This window comes from Dryocola sp. LX212 (genome assembly GCA_041504365.1).
Classification (GTDB): Bacteria; Pseudomonadota; Gammaproteobacteria; order Enterobacterales; family Enterobacteriaceae; genus Dryocola.
Map to the genome: position 1 here is coordinate 3,490,530 of CP167917.1, position 18,557 is coordinate 3,509,086.

General features: G+C 57.6%; 8 protein-coding genes. 5 read left to right on the forward strand and 3 right to left on the reverse strand.

Going from position 1 to position 18,557, the window contains the following annotated elements; translation table 11 throughout:
- Window positions 1–44: 44 nt before the first annotated feature.
- Complete coding sequence (gene grpE / locus ACA108_16840) at window positions 45–626, reverse strand: nucleotide exchange factor GrpE (protein ID XEX95013.1); 582 nt, start codon at window positions 624–626, stop codon at window positions 45–47.
- A gap of 119 nt (window positions 627–745) precedes the next feature.
- On the opposite strand from grpE, the gene nadK reads away from it, so the two are divergent.
- The 3 genes from nadK to bamE all read left to right on the forward strand — a co-directional run bounded on the left by nadK (window position 746) and on the right by bamE (window position 3,949).
- Complete coding sequence (nadK, locus tag ACA108_16845; GenBank protein XEX95014.1) at window positions 746–1,639, forward strand: NAD(+) kinase; 894 nt, start codon at window positions 746–748, stop codon at window positions 1,637–1,639.
- Between the two features lie 86 nt (window positions 1,640–1,725).
- On the forward strand, window positions 1,726–3,387 hold the full coding sequence (gene recN / locus ACA108_16850) for a DNA repair protein RecN (protein XEX95015.1): 1,662 nt from the start codon (window positions 1,726–1,728) through the stop codon (window positions 3,385–3,387).
- Between the two features lie 220 nt (window positions 3,388–3,607).
- The gene (gene bamE / locus ACA108_16855) at window positions 3,608–3,949 is read left to right on the forward strand and encodes an outer membrane protein assembly factor BamE (protein XEX95016.1); all 342 of its coding nucleotides are present in this window, start codon (window positions 3,608–3,610) and stop codon (window positions 3,947–3,949) included.
- Between the two features lie 65 nt (window positions 3,950–4,014).
- Here the strand turns inward: bamE and ACA108_16860 are convergent, their stop codons facing one another.
- Window positions 4,015–4,308, reverse strand: coding sequence for an RnfH family protein (locus tag ACA108_16860; GenBank protein XEX95017.1), 294 nt, complete (start codon window positions 4,306–4,308; stop codon window positions 4,015–4,017).
- Window positions 4,298–4,735 carry a type II toxin-antitoxin system RatA family toxin gene (locus ACA108_16865; GenBank protein XEX95018.1) on the reverse strand — a complete coding sequence of 146 codons (438 nt, stop codon included), beginning with the start codon at window positions 4,733–4,735 and terminating at the stop codon, window positions 4,298–4,300. Before ACA108_16865 ends, ACA108_16860 begins: the two co-directional genes overlap by 11 nt.
- A gap of 154 nt (window positions 4,736–4,889) precedes the next feature.
- Here ACA108_16865 and smpB point away from each other — a divergent pair, with 154 nt between their 5' ends.
- Window positions 4,890–5,372: an SsrA-binding protein SmpB gene (gene smpB, locus ACA108_16870; protein XEX95019.1), complete on the forward strand. Its 483-nt coding sequence runs from the start codon at window positions 4,890–4,892 to the stop codon at window positions 5,370–5,372.
- A 722-nt stretch (window positions 5,373–6,094) separates the two neighbouring features.
- Window positions 6,095–18,484, forward strand: a complete 12,390-nt coding sequence (locus ACA108_16875; protein ID XEX95020.1) for a BapA/Bap/LapF family large adhesin — start codon at window positions 6,095–6,097, stop codon at window positions 18,482–18,484.
- Window positions 18,485–18,557: the final 73 nt, after the last annotated feature.

The following is an 18,557-nucleotide window of genomic DNA, read 5'->3' on the forward strand; positions in this document are numbered from 1 at the left end:
AAGAAAAGCCAGCCGCTAAGGGCTGGCTTTTTTTTCGGGCAAACTTACTTCGCTTTTGCCACGGAAACCATCGCGGCGCGAATGGTGCGGCCATTCAGGGTGTAACCCTTCTGCATCACCATCAGCACGTGGTTTGGCTCAACCTCTTCGGACTCAACCATGGCAATCGCCTGGTGAACGTCCGGGTTGAACGGCACGTTAGTCTCGCCAACCACTTCCACGCCGAATTTGCGAACCACGTCCAGCATGGATTTCTGGGTCAGTTCGATACCTTCGATCATCGCCGCCAGATCCGCATTGGATTTGTCAGCAACTTCGAGCGCGCGGTCAAGGCTGTCGATAACCGGCAGCAGTTCGTTGACGAATTTATCCAGCGCGAACTTGTGCGCCTTCTCAATATCTAACTCGGTACGACGGCGCAGGTTTTCCATCTCGGCTTTGGTGCGCAACAGGCTATCGCGCTCACGCTGCTGGACTTCTTCAAGCTGTGCGGTCAGATCGGCAATCTGTTCGTCGCGCGGATCCACCACCTCGGCACCTTCTACGGCCTCGACTTCTTCGTGGCTGTCCATTGCAATTTCGTCTGAGACTTGCTCGTCTGGTGTTTTCTGTTCTTTACTACTCATGAAATTCTCCGCGTTTTTAGCATTCATCTCGCTGGTTCGCTTATTATGGGGATCAGTTTCCGGGATTCAAGGGAACGTGACATATTGTCATAAACGTTTGCGTAATAAGGACCACCACGATGACGACCACGATCAAGAACGCCCATTTTAACTGCATTGGCATCGTTGGGCATCCCCGTCACCCTACCGCACTTACCACGCACGAAATGCTCTATCGCTGGCTGTGTGTCAAAGGTTACGACGTTATCGTGGAACAGCAAATTGCCCAGGAGCTGGACCTCAAGAATGTGAAAACCGGCACGCTGGCAGAAATTGGTCAGCTTGCCGACCTGGCCGTGGTCGTTGGCGGCGACGGCAATATGCTTGGCGCGGCCCGCGTACTGGCCCGTTACGATATCAAAGTTATCGGCATCAACCGTGGCAATCTGGGCTTTCTGACTGACCTTGACCCGGACAACGCCCAGCAGCAGCTGGCGGACGTGCTGGAAGGCCATTACATCAGTGAAAAACGTTTTTTGCTTGAAGCCCAGGTATGCCAGCACGACAAGGCCACCCGTCTGAGCACCGCCATCAATGAGGTCGTTCTGCATCCCGGCAAAATCGCACACATGATTGAATTTGAAGTCTACATTGATGAAATCTTCGCGTTCTCCCAGCGTTCCGATGGCCTGATTATCTCCACGCCCACTGGCTCCACGGCCTATTCGCTTTCAGCTGGAGGCCCGATACTGACCCCTTCGCTGGATGCGATAACGCTGGTGCCTATGTTTCCGCACACGCTGTCGGCGCGCCCGCTTGTTATCAATAGTAGTAGCACCATCCGCCTGCGTTTTTCGCACATGCGCAGCGACCTTGAGATCAGCTGCGACAGCCAGATCGCTCTGCCAATACAGGAAGGTGAAGACGTGCTGATCCGCCGCTGTGATTACCATCTCAATCTTATCCATCCAAAAGACTACAGCTATTTCAATACGTTGAGCTCGAAACTCGGTTGGTCAAAAAAATTGTTCTAAAAAGTCACCGGGCCACTTTACTGTATATAATACCAGGCTATACTGTATGCAATTACAGTCATGGTTTTTCGTACAGGAAGGTGGCTATGCTCGCTCAACTCACCATCAATAACTTCGCAATTGTTCGTGAACTGGAAATCGATTTTCACCAAGGTATGACCGCCATCACCGGCGAAACCGGTGCCGGTAAATCAATTGCGATTGATGCTCTGGGGCTGTGCCTGGGCGGCCGCGCCGAAGCGGATATGGTACGCCGGGGCGCAACCCGCGCCGATCTTTGCGCCCGTTTCTCTCTGAAAGATACCCCTGCCGCCCTGCGCTGGCTGGAAGAGAACCAGCTTGAAGAGGGCCGCGAGTGCCTGCTGCGCCGTGTCATCAGCAGCGACGGCCGCTCCCGTGGCTTCATCAACGGCACCGCCGTACCGCTTTCTCAGCTGCGCGACCTCGGCCAGCTGCTGATTCAGATTCACGGTCAGCATGCTCACCAGCTGCTGCTAAAACCGGAACATCAAAAAAACCTGCTGGACGGCTACGCTGGGGAGCAATCCCTTATTGCACAAATGGCGGAGCGTTACCGCGCATGGCACCAGAGCTGCCGCGACCTTGCGCAGCATCAGCAGCTTGCTCAGGAGCGCGCTTCCCGCGCCGAGCTGCTCAACTATCAACTAAAAGAGCTGAACGAATTCGCCCCCGTTGCCGGCGAGTTCGAACAGATCGACGAAGAGTACAAACGCCTGGCAAACAGCGGTCAGCTGCTGTCCACCAGCCAGCAGGCGCTCAGCATTCTGGCAAATGGCGAAGGCAGCGACCTGCAGAGTCAGCTCTACAGCGTGCGCCAGCTGATGACCGAACTGGTCGGGCTGGACGACAAGCTTTCCGGCGTGCTCGATATGCTGGAAGAAGCCGCCATCCAAATTTCGGAGGCCAGCGACGAGCTGCGCCACTATTGCGACCATCTGGATCTCGATCCAAACCGGTTATACGAGCTGGAGCAGCGTATCTCCCGGCAAATCGCCCTGGCGCGTAAGCACCATATCTCCCCGGAAGAGCTGCCGCTGTTCCACCAGAAGCTGCTTGAAGAACAGCAGCAGCTGGACGATCAGGCCAGCTCGCAGGATGAGCTGATGCAGGCCGTGGCGCTTCACCATCAACAGGCTCTGTCCGTGGCTCACGAACTGCATCAGCGTCGGGTTCATTACGCCGCTGAACTGTGCGGGTTAATCACCGAAAGTATGCATTCGCTTTCCATGCCGCACGGCAAACTGGCTATCGACGTAGAATTTAATGAAAATCACCTTACCGCAGAAGGCGCTGACCGTATCGACTTCCGCGTCACCACCAACCCGGGGCAGCCGTTACAACCGCTGGCAAAAGTGGCTTCTGGCGGTGAACTGTCGCGCATTGCGCTGGCTATTCAGGTGATTACCGCCCGTAAAATGGAAACGCCGGCGCTGATTTTCGATGAGGTGGACGTCGGGATCAGTGGACCCACCGCAGCCGTAGTCGGAAAATTACTGCGTCAGTTGGGTGAATCCACTCAGGTAATGTGTGTGACTCACCTCCCGCAGGTCGCGGGTTGTGGACATCAGCACTTTTACGTCAGCAAAGAGACCGACGGCGAAATGACCGAAACCCACATGCAGCCGCTTGATAAGCGCTCTCGCCTGCAGGAACTGGCCCGCTTGCTCGGCGGTAGCGAAGTGACCCGCAACACGCTGGCTAATGCTAAAGAGCTTCTCGCGGCCTGAGTCACCACAGCGGTACGGGAATAGTTTATGCCGTGACCTGTGCAAATAAACAGCATTCAGGCCACACTTTGCGAATTGCGCAGCTTTTAAGCCAACTTTTTTGCCCTCTCACGGTCTGAGTTGAGCGCCTTAAGGTTTTAAACTGCGAAAAGGTTTATTATCATCGGCATATTACGAATGAGCCACGTGCTGCTCGGGCCCGAAAAGGAATCAAATCACTATGCGCTGTAAAACGCTGACTGCTGCCGCAGCGGTTCTTCTTATGTTGACCGCCGGCTGTTCCACTCTGGAGCGAGTGGTTTACCGCCCCGATATCAACCAGGGGAACTACCTGACACCGAATGACGTGTCGAAGATCCGCACAGGTATGACCCAACAGCAGGTTGCTTATGCCCTGGGTACGCCGATGATGAGCGATCCGTTTGGTACCAACACCTGGTTCTACGTGTTCCGCCAGCAGCCTGGCCATGAAAGCGTGACTCAGCAAACGCTGACCCTAACCTTCAACAGCAGCGGCGTACTGACTAATATCGACAACAAGCCGAAGCTGGAAAAAAAGTAGTCCGCTAGCTTGCTGATCGAAAAAGGCGCCAAAGGCGCCTTTTTTATGTTTCCGATAGGGGCAAATTACTCTTTCTTCGTGGCTTTCTCCGCGCGCTGACGACGAAGCTCCTTTGGATCCGCAATTAGCGGGCGGTAGATCTCCACCCTGTCTGCGTCATTAAGCACGTCAGAAAGTTTTACCGGGCGGCTATAGACGCCCACTTTGTTTTTAGCCAGATCGATATCGCTGCGCAGCTCTAGCAGGCCCGAAGCAATAATTGCCTGCTCCACTGTGCTACCAGCGGGCAGCGAAACTCGCCGCAGGTACTGCTTCTGTGGCAGGGCGTAAACCACCTCAACGCAGATGTCAGGCGACACGGTAAACCTCTTTTGCCCGCACGGTGAACGCCTGTACCATGCTTCCGGCAAGCTCTTTGAAGATGCGGCCAAACGCCAGCTCAATCAGCTTGTTGGTAAACTCAAAATCAAGCTGGAACTCAATGCGGCAGGCTTCTTCACTGAGCGGCGTAAACCTCCAGCCGCCCATCAGAGATTTGAAGGGGCCGTCGACCAGGTGCATCAGAATGCTCTGGTTGCTGTGAAGCGTATTACGGGTAGTAAAAGTTTTGCTGATCCCCGCTTTGGATACGTCAACCGCGGCGGTCATCTGGTCCGGGGAGGCGTCGATAACCCGGCTGCCGGTGCAACCAGGTAAAAAGTCCGGGTAGGATTTCACGTCATTCACTAACTGATACATCTGCTCGGCGCTGTAGGGCACCAGAGCAGTACGACTGATCTGCGGCATAGCATTTCCTGTGGGTCATCCAACGCATAAATAATAACATTTATCCTCACGCAATGAAAAACTCTCGGCGCCGGGCATGCTAAGATATCTGCTTTCCGCCCGTGAGCTACGCGGGGTGTCTTTGAACTCTTGATTGCGTATACTGAGCAGCACTATGACTAAGAAAAAAGCAAACAAACCAGGCTCAGCCACCATTGCGCAGAATAAGCGCGCCCGTCACGAATATTTTATCGAAGATGAATTTGAAGCGGGCCTCGTACTGCAAGGCTGGGAAGTAAAATCTCTGCGTGCCGGGAAGGCGAACATCAGCGACAGCTACGTCATTTTGATCGACGGCGAAGCATTCCTGTTTGGAGCTAACTTCATCCCGCTGAATGTGGCCTCAAGCCATGTTGTCTGCGACCCAACGCGTACCCGTAAACTGCTGCTGAACCAGCGCGAGCTGGATAACCTCTATGGCAGCATCAACCGCGATGGCTACACCGTGGTCGCCCTCTCTCTGTACTGGAAAAATGCCTGGTGCAAAGTGAAAATCGGCGTCGCCAAAGGTAAAAAGCAGTACGACAAGCGTACCGATCTTAAAGATCGTGAATGGGCGGTAGATAAAGCGCGCATTATGAAACACGCCGGTCGCTAATTGCTTTCCTGCTGGCCCTTAATGCTAAGGGCCAGCATTAAATCTTCCATATTTATTTGCCATTACATCAAGCATGTACTAGCACCAAATAATGACACCTGCAACGCAAAAATTAATTTCAGCAATAAAAATGTCGAAGGATATATGATATTGTATATTTCGCCTTTGGCTCATTTTGACGAAGTTGGCATTTTTACAATTTAGTGAAATAAATCCCCAGCCTCACACTTAAGTATTAGTCATTTTTTCTGGCTAATACCCACACACCTTTTATGCATAATACCCGCACAATTGCGAAGTATAGCGTAGATAATTTTACCTGCCTGATTTTTAAATAAAACCATTAAAATCAGCAAGATAACATCATATAAACTTCTACAACCTTACCTCCCTTTGTACATGTCATTTTTTCGCATCGTTACACCGCCCAAACTTCATCATTACTTAACTATTAATTAAACACAGCTTCATTTGCGCTTTGTTTTATTCCTGTCTATATCATCAATAGCCCGGATTAAAAAAGTTAATGCATTATGATTCTTAGATTTAATTAAGAACGGTCGCGCCCAACAAAACCACTATTTATCCCCTCTGTAAGCCAGCATTTTTTGCTGGCAGGGATCGTGCGCCCTTAATTTAACTGATGCCTATCCCGGGAAAGTTTACTTACTTAAGTTCCGTTTAAGACTACACCCACGTTCATCCCGAATGGAGTGATAACAATGCGATCAATATCCGTCATCTCAAAATTAACCGGCGTAACTAATAACGTTGAAGCCTCTGAAATTACGCTGAATGCGCCGTCGATTGTCGAGCTTAAGGCCGAACGTGCCGATATCGCCAGCATTGTGCGCTCCAACCAGGACATGATCGTTACGCTGCGTGACGGTGAAGTTATCACCGTTAAAAACTTCTATGCGTACGCCGATCAAGGTGGTAACCAGCTGGTGCTGGAGGACAGTAACGGTGCGCTGTGGTGGGTACAGGATACCTCAGGGGGCTTCCATTTCGAATCCATTGCCAACATTGATGAGCTGATGACCGCCACGGGTGCGCACTCAGAAGGAGGCGCTATCTGGCCGTGGGTACTGGGCGGCGTAGCCGTTGCTGCAGGAATCGGTATCGCAGCCGGTAGCGGAGGCGGCGGAGGTGGTGGCAGTGACGATTCAAATAATGGCGGCAATGGCGGCAACGACGGCGGTGGTGATGGCGGTGGTGATGGTGATAACGGCAGTCCCGGTGGCTCCAACGGTGATACTACCCCTCCTACAGCCCCAGCAAATCTTGCCGTATCTGGCGACGGTAAAACTGTAACCGGTACCGCTGAGCCTGGAAGTACCGTCACCGTTAAAGACGGCAACGGCCAGATAATAGGTAAGGGCACGGCGGGCAGCGATGGTCACTTTACGATCCCGGTGACTAATCCGCAGATCGGCGGCGAAAAGCTGGACGTAACCGCAACCGACAAAGCAGGAAATACCGGCCCGGCAGCTACTGTCACCGCACCTGATGTCCCGGCGCCGGCTACGCCTGAGATCGCCAGTATCATCGATGATATTGCACCAAACGCGGGCATTACTGCCAAAAATCAGGCAACCGATGACAACACCCCTACCCTGCAGGGTTACGGGACCGCCGGTTCGATCGTGCATATTTATGACAATGGCAAAGAAATTGGCACCGCCGCTGTGAACGCTCAGGGTAACTGGAATTTCACTCCTGGCAGCGCTTTAGCCGACGGCAGCCACGCATTAACGGCGATCGCCGTTAATGTAAGAGGAGAAAGCGGCCCTTCCGCCAGCTACACAATCATCGTTGATACTACAGCCCCGGATGCCCCTTCTATCGATCCGCTGCTGGATAAAGTAGGTGCCGTTACCGGCGTGATTGGCACTAACAGCCCAACGGATGAGTCAAAGCCGGTCATCAGCGGCAAAGGCGAACCTGGTGATACCGTTACCCTGTCCGATAACGGAAAGGTCATTGCCCAAATCAAAGTCGACAGCAGCGGGAACTGGACGTTTACCCCGAAAGGCCCGTTAGCGGAAGGTTCACACAGCATCACCCTGCAGCAAACCGACCCGGCAGGAAACGTCAGCGTGACGAAAACCCTGCCCACCTTCACCGTCGACACAACACCGCCAGCAGCACCAACAGCCTTAACCGTATCGGCAGACGGTAAAACCGTCACGGGCACCGCTGAGGTTGGCAGCACTGTAACAATCAAAGACGGCATCGGAAACGTCATCGGTACTGGCACCGCAGGGAGCAATGGACACTTTACTATTGCGGTTACTACACCGCAGATAAGTGGTGAAACGCTTGGTGTCTCTGCGACAGACAAAGCGGGCAATACCAGCCCATCAGCCACCGTCTCCGCACCGGATATCCCTCTGCCCGCGACGCCAGAAATAGCCAATATCATCGATGACGTCGCGCCAATTGCCGGCATTACCCCCAATAATCAGCAGACGGACGACAGCACCCCTACCCTGCAGGGCTACGGCACCGCCGGTTCAGTTGTGCATATCTACGATAACGGCACAGAAATCGGCACTGCCGATGTGAACGATCAGGGCAACTGGAGCTTTACGCCGGGCAGCGCCCTGGCCGACGGCAGCCATGCGTTTACGGCGGTAGCGGTCAATATCAAGGGGGAAAGCTCTCCTTCTGCAAGCTACACCGTCGTTGTTGATACCATTGCTCCGGATGCGCCAACCGTCACCCCGCTGGTCGATAACGCGGGCACCATTACAGGAGCCATCGGTACCAACGCGCCTACGGACGAATCGAAACCAGCGCTTAACGGTAAAGGAGAGCCGGGCGATACCGTCACTATCTACGACAACAATGTCATGATTGCGCAGGTAACGGTAAACAGCGAAGGCAACTGGACATATACCCCGACAGACCCGCTGGCAGACGGCACTCATACTATCACCCTGGAACAGGCAGACCCGGCAGGTAACGTCAGCAGCACCACGACCCTGCCGACCTTTACCATTGATACGACGCCGCCTGATGCCGCAACGGAACTTGCTACAAGCCTTGATGGCACTACAGTCAGCGGCACGGCAGAAGCTGGTGCAAGCATCAGCGTATACGACAGCAATGGTACATTCCTCGGTTCGGCAACCGTGGATACAGGGGGTAAGTTTACCGCCGATATCACCCCAGCCCAGACACAGGGCGGGAACCTGACGGTTAAAATAGAGGACGGTGCCGGGAACGTTGGCGACAACGCGACGGTTCCCGCCTCCAATTCCGGCTTCCCAACCGTCCCTGTGCTGGTTTCTGTAACCGACGATACGGGAGCGATCGTCGGCACGATAAGCAGCGGCAGCGCGACCGATGACAGCACGCCGACCCTGGTCGGCACCGGAGAAGCGGGCAGCACGGTCACTATTTTAAACAACGGGGCTAGCATTGGCACGGCTCTCGTTAACGGGTCTGGGAACTGGACATTCACGCCAGATCCCGCTCTGGCAGACGGCACCTACAACCTCACCTTCAACGCGACAAACGACAAAGGCACCAGCGGCACATCTTCGTCCTTCACGCTGAGCGTTGACACGGCCCCCCCTGCCGACCCGGTAGTGCAGGCTGTTTCCGTAGATGGGTTAACGGTGACCGGGACAGCCGAGGCGGGCAGTCAGATCGCGATTAAAAACGCAGGCGGCGACACGATCGGCACCGCTACCGCCGACGGTAGCGGTAATTTTAGCGTGACGATTTCACCGGCGCAGACCAATGGCGAAGCGCTCACGGCAACCGCAACTGACAAGGCAGGTAACGCCAGCGGCGCGACAAATTTCAACGCGCTTGATAATACGGCCCCAACAGCACCAGGCGATCTCGTCGTATCTGCTGATGGCCTTCATGTCACCGGCACCGCAGAGCCAGGCAGCACGGTCATTATCAAAGACGCTGATAACAAAGTCCTGGGCACAGGCCAGGCCGACCCGGTCACCGGCGCTTTCGATATATCTCCGTTGGATCCTGCCCAGACTAACGGTGAAGTGCTTACCGTAAATGCGACAGACGGTGCGGGAAACACCAGCCCGGACGGCAACGTAGTCGCCCAGGACTCCACCCTTCCGCAAGCGCCGACGGGCGTAGCTGTCTCCGACGACGGTACGACGGTGACGGGCACCGCCGAAGCGGGTAGCACCGTCACCGTCAAAGATGATACCGGCACCACAATTGGCGAAGGTAAGGCCGACGATAAAGGCAGCTTCAGCGTACCGATTACCCCGCCGCAGACCAACGGCGAAACGCTGGACGTGACGGCAACGGATAAAGCGGGCAATACGGGTCCGGCTGCCGAAACGACCGCCCCGGACCTCACCGCACCAGATACGCCGGTTATTTCAGCCGTTATTGATAATGTGGATACCGTCACCGGTAACGTCATCAGCGGGCAGCCAACCAATGACGACAGGCCCCAGATCACCGGCACAGCAGACGTTGGCTCAACCGTGAATATCTATGACAACGGCACGCTTCTCACCAGCATTGTCATCGACGGCACGGGAACCTGGAGCTTTACCCCAGCCATCGCGCTGGGTCAGGGCCTGCATAATCTGACCGTTACGGCTTCCGATGCCGCAGGCAACACCAGCCCGGCGGCTACATTCAGCTTCGTCGTGGATACCGTAAGGCCGCTCGCGGCAACGATCACGCAGATCAGCGACGACGTGGGAACCCTCACGGGCACCGTTGCTAATAACGGCGTCAGCAACGATCCAACGCCAACCCTTAGCGGTACGGGCGAACCAAACACCTTTGTAAGCATTTACGATGGCGATACGCTGCTGACTACCCTGACAGTGGGCGACTCGGGAACCTGGACCTACACCACGGCGAACAGGGCTGACGGCGTACACAGCTTCACGGTCACCGCTGCGGATGGGGCTGGTAACACCACGCCTCGTTCCGACGTTTACACCGTTACCATCGACACCGGCATTCCGGCAACGCCTGCGTTTACCAACGCGTTCGATAACGCAGGCTCGGTGACAACCCCGCTGCTCAGCGGCGCGGTGACCGATGATACCCAGCCGCAGTTCAACGGCACGGGGGCCAGCGGTTCGACCATTACGCTGTATGAAGGCACAACGGCCATCGGCACCGCAACCGTAGACGGCAGCGGCAACTGGACCATTACCCCTGCACAGCCGTTAAGCGAAGGGGCGCACTCGCTAACAGCCATCGCCTCTGACGCAGCCGGTAACGCCAGTCCGGCAGCAGGCTTTACCCTGACGGTGGATACCACCCCTCCTGGCGCACCGCAAATCCTTTTGGCGCAGGGAGATGTAGCCGGTACGCCTGCCGATATTACCAACGGTGGCAGCACGCAAAGCGGCGATCCGCTTCTCTCCGGGAAAGGCGAAGCGGGCGCGAAAATTGAGATCTTTGAGAATGGCGTCTCATTGGGCACCACTACCGTGCTGGGTGACGGCACATGGTCCCTCACGCCAGCACCGGCTCTGGGACAGGGCACACACACGCTGACCGCGGTCGCAACGGATGTTGCAGGCAACGCCGGTGTTCCTTCCGCAGGCTTTACGCTGACGGTCGACAACGTGGTGCCTGACGCGCCACAAGCGCCGGTTATCAACGATGACCAGGCGCCAGGGTTGGGCACCGTCGCCCCGGATGGTGAAACCAACGACACCACGCCAATCTTTACCGGAACGGGTACGGCTGGCGATACCATCACGATCTATAACAACGGTACGACAGAGCTGGGCAGCGCGACGGTCCGTGCCGATGGCACATGGAGCGTCACACCTGCCACGCCGCTGCCGGAAGGCACCTATAACATCACCGCGGTTGCAACGGACCCGGCAGGTAACAGTAGCCAGCCGTCCAATACGGTCAGTTTCGATGTGGATACGTCGGCTCCTGATACGCCAGAAATTACGTTCGCAAACGATAATGTTGGCGATCTCACGGGCAACCAGATTAGCGGCAGCACTACCGATGACAACCTTCCTGCTTTCCAGGGGATGGGCAACGAAGGCGACACCATCACGCTTTATAACGGTACCAATGTTATCGGCACGGCGGTAGTGACCACGGGTGGTGTCTGGACGATTACCCCCTCTACACCGTTGCCTGACGGTGCCTACAGCCTGACCGCAACGGCCACAGATCCTGCTGGCAACATCAGCCTGGTATCGAATACGTTTGATCTCATCGTTAATACCACGCCGCTGAACGCACCGGTCCTGAACGCAGCGGTAGACGACGACGTGCCAGCCACACCGATTCAACTGCTCGACGGCAGCGCCACCAACGACTCCACGCCAACCCTGAGCGGCACCGGCACCGTGGGCAGCACCATTACCGTTTATGAAAACGACGGGACTACCGCGCTGGGCAGCGCTGTGGTCGGTGCGGATGGCACCTGGACGATTACTACTTCAACGCTCGCAGACGGCGAGCATACGCTGAAACTGGGTGCGACCAATGCGGCTGGCAACGTCATTGCACCAGCGGAAGCCATCAGCATCACCGTGGATAACACGCCGCCGGATGCGCCTGTTGTTACGGCTCCGACCGATCCTACCGGAACCTTGATTAGCGGCACGGCGGAAGCCGGAAGCACGGTAATTATCAAAGATGCCCAGGGGAATATATTAGGCAGCGCCGTAACCGATGGAACGCCGGGGCCAGGCGCTACCGGCAACTGGACGGTAACTGTCTTCCCGGCACAAACCAGGGGAGGGGCACTAACGGCAACCGCACAGGATCCGGCGGGCAACCAAAGCGGTGAAACAGGGTTTACTGCGGTAACATCCGGCCTTCCTCAGCCGCCGGTGATCAATACCGTGGCGGACGATGCTGGCACAATTGTCGGCAACCTCACAAACGGCGCAAGCACCGACGATACCCTGCCAACGCTAACCGGATCGGGTGCGGCGGTTAACGCCATCGTTAATATCTATGTGGATGGTGTGTTATTCACCACGGTGGAAGCGGATAACCTCGGCAACTGGAACTACCAGTTCACACAAGCGCTCGCCCAGGGGACACACACCTTTGCCGTCAGCCAGACGACAACGGATTTCCTGACCAGCGGCCAGTCGCCGCAGTTCACCATCGTCGTAGATACCGCTGCGCCAGCCATTCCGGCAATTACCTCAGTAACTGACGACGTCACGCCGGGAACCGGCCTGCTGAACAGCGATGATGCCACTAACGACCCGCGCCCGACAATCACCGGTACCGGCGAGATTGGCTCGACTATTAATGTGCTCAGCGACGGCGTCTCCGTCGGCAGCGTTGTTGTTGGCCCTACGGGGAGCTGGAGCTTAATTCCCGGTGCCGACCTTCCTGATGGGCAGCATAACCTGACGGTAACCTCCACGGACTCCGCAGGAAACACAACCGTCTCTTCGGCCGGGTTCGTGGTGAACGTAGATACCACCCTCCCATCCGCCCCTGTTATCACGGCGGTGGCTGATGATGGCCCAACGCCTGGACCGGTTATCTCCGGCCAGCCAACCAATGACAATACGCCTACCCTGACCGGCACCGCGGAGCCGAACACCACGCTCACCGTCCGCGATAACGGCGTAATAATCGGCACGGTTAACGTCGATGGCACAGGCAACTGGAACTTTACGCCGACCACGCCGTTTACAGAGGGCAGTCATAATTTGACTCTTACCGCTACCGATGCAGCGGGCAACGCTGGCCCTGCGTCCGCAGCATTCAACGTCGTGGTCGATACCGCAGCGCCTGTCGTTCCGGTCATTACCACGGTGATTGATGACCAGACGGTGATCGGCACCGATACGACGTTGACCAACGGGCAGCTGACGAAAGACACCCTGCCGACACTGAACGGCACCAGCGAAGCCAACGCCATTGTGACTATTCGTGAGGGTGCCAACGTTATCGGCACGACCACGGCAGATGGCACCGGCAACTGGACCTTCACGCCAACCGCACCGCTCGGCCAGGGCAGCCACAGCCTGACCGTCACCGCAACCGATGTCGCCGGGAACATCAGTAATCCGTCATCTGCGTTTGCCATCGTGGTGGATTCTACGCCGCCAACGCCACCGGCCATCGTGACGGTTACGGACAACACCGCACCGTCCATTGGGCCAGTGACCAGCGGCATCGCCACCAACGAAACTCGTCCGGCGCTGACCGGTACGGGAGAAGTCGGTGCGACTATCACCGTGTATAACGATGGCGCCGCTATCGGCACCACCACGGTCGGCGCTGGCGGAACCTGGAGCTTTACGCCAGCCACCGCGATCGCCAGCGGATCGCACAGCCTGACCGTCACCGCCACGGATTCTATCGGCAACATCAGCGCGCCTTCCGCCGGGTTTAACCTGGTGGTGGATATCGCAGCACCGGTTGCGCCGACAATAACCACAGTGGCAGATGACGCGGGCACCGCCGTTGGCAACATTACCAGTGGGCAGACAACGGACGACGCGACACCGAAACTCACCGGCACGGCGGAAGCCAACGCCACGGTTAACATTTACGACAACGGGACGCTGATTGGCACCGCGCCTGCGGACGGCACGGGGGCCTGGACGTTCACGCCCGGCAATGCCCTCGGCAACGGCAGCCACATCTTTACGGCAACGTCTACCGATGTGGCGGGCAACGTAAGCCCGGCGACCGGCCCGTTCACGATAGTTGTGGACACGCAGGCACCCACCTCTCCGGTGGTCATCCAGGCGTTTGATGACGCCGCACCGGGCACCGGTCCGCTGGTCAGCGGCCAGACCACGAACGACAAACAGCCTCTGCTGAGCGGAACGGCGGAAGCGAACTCCACGGTCACCCTCTACGATAACGGCAATCTGCTGGGCACTACGACCACCAATGGTGCAGGCGCCTGGACCTTCACGCCAGGCACCGCGCTGGGCGAAGGAAGCCATACCTTTACCGCGACCTCCACGGACGCTGCGGGCAACGTCGGGCCAATTTCCGGTAATTTCAGCCTGGTTATCGACAGCGTTGCGCCAACCCTGCCGGTGCTGGTAACGGTTGTGGACGATGTGGCGGGCGGCGTATTTAACGGGCCGCTCACCAACGGGCAGGCGACCAACGATACACGCCCTACCCTGAACGGTACCGGCGAAACGGGCAGCACCCTCTCCATTTACGACGGCAGCACGCTGCTCGGTACCACAACCGTAGTCAACGGTGCCTGGACATTTACCCCCACCACACCGCTGACGGCAGGATCCCACACGCTGACCGCCATCGCCACGGATGCTGCCGGGAACGCCAGCGCCGCAACGGCTGGTTTCACCCTGGTGGTGGATGCCACCGTGCCGGCTACCCCCGCCATCACTTCGATTGTCGATGATGTTGGGCCAAACGTCGGCGCAATTGGCAGCCTGCCAACCAACGACGCGCAGCCTACGCTTAACGGCACGGCGGAAGCGGGCGCGACGGTCAGCATTTACGATAATGGCCTGCTTCTCACCACCGTCACGGCCAACGGCAGCGGCAGCTGGACTTATACCCCAACGGCAGCGCTTGCTCAGGGTAACCACACCTTTACCGTCACCGCAACGGACCCGGCGGGTAACACCAGCTCCACCAGCCTGCCTGCGGCGATCGTTGTGGATACCGTGGCGCCGGGGGCACCAACGGGTATCACGGTGAACGCCACGGGGACCAGCGTCACGGGGACTGCCGAAGCGGGCAGCACCGTCACCATCACCAGCGCAACCGGGACCGTTCTGGGTACGGCAACGGCGGACGGTACGGGTACGTTCACCATCGCCATTTCCCCAGCCCAGACCAGCGCCCAGCCGCTATTGGCCTTTGCAACGGATGCGGCCGGGAACCTTGGGGTCTCCGCAGGCTTTACCGCGCCGTTCACCGGCGTGCCGGGAGTGCCGCTTATCTCCAGCATTGTGGATGACACTAATCCACAGGTTGGCACCGTGGCGAACGGGCTGAGCACCAATGACACCACGCCGACCATCAACGGGACGGCCGAGGCCGGGGCAACCGTTAACGTCTACAACAACGGCGTGCTGATGGGCAACACTACCGCCAACAGCAGCGGCAGCTGGAGCTTCACGCCAACCGGTGCGCTCAGCGAAGGCTCCCACGCCTTTACCGCCACGGCGACCAACGCCAACGGCACGGGCAGCTTCTCTTCTGCCGCAACAGTCATAGTGGATATTACGCCTCCAGCGATTCCGACAGCGATAGTCAGTGCGGATGGCTCAACGGTCAGCGGTATCGCTGAAGCCAACAGCACGGTGACCATTACCCTGACCGGCGGCGGAAGCATCACCGCCACGGCCAACGCCAGCGGAAACTACAGCGCCACGCTGCCGGTGCGCCAGATTGAAGGCCAGGCGCTTTCGGTCAGCGCAACGGACGCGGCGGGCAACACCGGCCCAGCGCTGAGCGTTAACGCGCCAACGTTGCCGCTGGCGGCGGACAGCAACGTAGTGGATTTGGCGTTAACCACCACCTCCACCGTCACCACCGAACATTACAGCGATTACGGCGTGCTGCTGGTAGGCGCGCTGGGGGATACGGCTTCGGTACTGGGAAATGACACCGCGCAGGTCGGCTTCACCATCGCCGAGGGTGGCAGCGGCGCGGTCACCATTGACGCAGCCGCAACCGGCGTAGTGCTCTCATTGCTGAATACGCTGGAAATCGCGATTCAGAAGTATGATTCGACGACCGGCACGTGGAGCACGATTATCGACTCCTCGGCGCCGCAGTTTGCCAACCTGCTGACCCTCGGGGCAAGCGGCGTCACCATGAACATCGCCGGGCTTAGCGGCGGCACCTACCGGGTGCTGAGCTACAACACCAGCCTGCTGGCAACAGGTTCGCTGACCAGCCTCGACGTCACCTTGCTTAACTCCAGCCCGGGCACGCTCGCGGGCACCACAACCGTACCGGGCAACGTGATCACCGATGTGGATCCGAACGGCGGGCAGGATAACGCGCCGGCCGGAACGGTCGTCACCTCGGTCGCCAACGCGATGGGCGTCAGTACGCCGGTCGGCGCTGGCGGGGTAGATATTCAGGGGCAGTACGGCGTTCTGCACATTAATCAGGACGGCAGCTACACCTACACGCTGACCAGTACATCGCCGTCGGTCATTGGCCGCACGGAGAACTTTACCTACACCATCACCCACAACGGCGTGAGCGATTCGGCTCAGCTGGTGGTCACGCTGGGTAATCCGCTGCCTGCCAGCACCGTCACGCCTACGGATAACACGGCGGCGCTGACCTACAGTACCGATGTTGAAGCGGTCAACCACGGGCCTTCCTCCCAGAGCGGCTTCTCGGTGGTTGGCGTCGGGCTGGGCAACGTGCTGAGCCTGAACGTGCTGGCCAACATGGCCAACCCGATAATCTTCGACGTGGATGAAGGCTCTACGCGCACCCTGACATTGCAGGCGAACGTGGGTGGGGTGGCGCTGCTGTCGACCTTCGACCTTTATATTTACAAATTCAACGATATAACCCAGCAGTTCGAGCAATATAAGGTGGAAAAAACCTGGCTGACCGCGCCGCTGCTTGGCGGGCAGTCCGCGCAGCTTACCCTCACGCTGCCGGGCGGGGAGTACCTGTTCCTGCTCAACAACGCCAGCGGCGTCACCGTGCTGACGGGCTACACGCTTAACATTCTGCAGGATCACACCTACGCCGTCGAAAGCGTCAGCGCCACCACGACGGGCAACGTGCTCAGCGACGATATTGCCCCAACTGACAGCCATGTAACCCAGGTCAATGGCGTCTCCGTTGCCAGCAGCGGCACCACAACCATCAACGGGGAGTACGGTACGCTGACAATTGATGCTAACGGCAACTACACCTACAAGCTGAATGCGGACGTAGGGGCAGACAGCATCAAAACGCCGGACAGCTTCGTCTACACGGTCACCGCGCCGAACGGCGATACCGGCACGGCTTCGCTGAACGTGACGGCAACGCCACGCATCGTTGACGCCATTGATGACACCAGTGCGCTGATGGCGGTTAGCACCGCGCAGAACACGGCGGCCTACTCTGATACCACCGTTGGAACGGCATCATGGAATGCCGCTCTGCTGGCACCTACTTCCGGCAGCGGTAGCGGCACATTTGTCGTCGACAGCAACGCTGTACTTCTCAACCCGGTTCTGCATTTCAACGTGGCGTCCCTGCTGTCTCTGGGAGGGTTAACGGTTAACTGGACGCTGACCGGCCCATCGGGCGCCGTGCAAACCGGTTCGTTTAACGGCGGCCTTTTATTGGGCGGCTCGTTGAATATCGCTCTGAATGACACGGATCTCCAGGCTGGCACCTACACCCTGAGCTATACCGGCAACATGGGGCCACTTGGCGTTGGGCGGATCACTGTCACGCCATCGGTGACCGGCACCACGCTTGATCTCGATAGCTACTCAACCCTCGCGGGCCATACCGTGCACGGCAACTTATATGACGGAACGGACACCGCTGGTGCGGTAGACCAGCTTGGCACCGTCCATACCCTGCTGACCATCACCGGCTATAACGGCAGCACCGCCACGCTGAACCCGGTCAACAGCGCCGACACCAGCGCCACCATTCAGGGACATTACGGCACGCTGCAGATCGGCGTTGACGGTACCTATACCTACACGCTGAACAGCGGGGTGTCACCTGCGGCTATTACCACTAAGGAGACGTTCAACTACACCCTGAACGACCAGAACGGCCATTCGGACAGCGCCACGCTAACCATCAACATGAACCCGCAGTTCGTCAGCTCCAATCAGAACGACGTGATTATCGGTTCGGCATATGGCGATACGCTGGTTTACGACCTGCTCAGCAACACCAGCGCAACGGGCGGCAACGGCGCGGACAGCTGGAAAAACTTCAGCCTGGCGCAGGGGGATAAGATCGACATCCACGACCTGCTACAAGGCTGGAACGGCCAGCAATCCACGCTCGGTAACTACCTGAACGTCACCACCAGCGGCAATAACACGGTGATCTCCATCGACCGTGACGGCACGGGCACAAGCCACAATTTAACCACGCTCGTAACCCTGGAGAACGTCCACACCACGCTCGATGAGCTGGTGCAGCAGAACCACATTGTGACCTGAGTTAAGCCAGTAAAATCCCCGGGTGCAAAGACGCCCGGGGAAATAAGAAACGTAGTGACATTTATTAGGGACA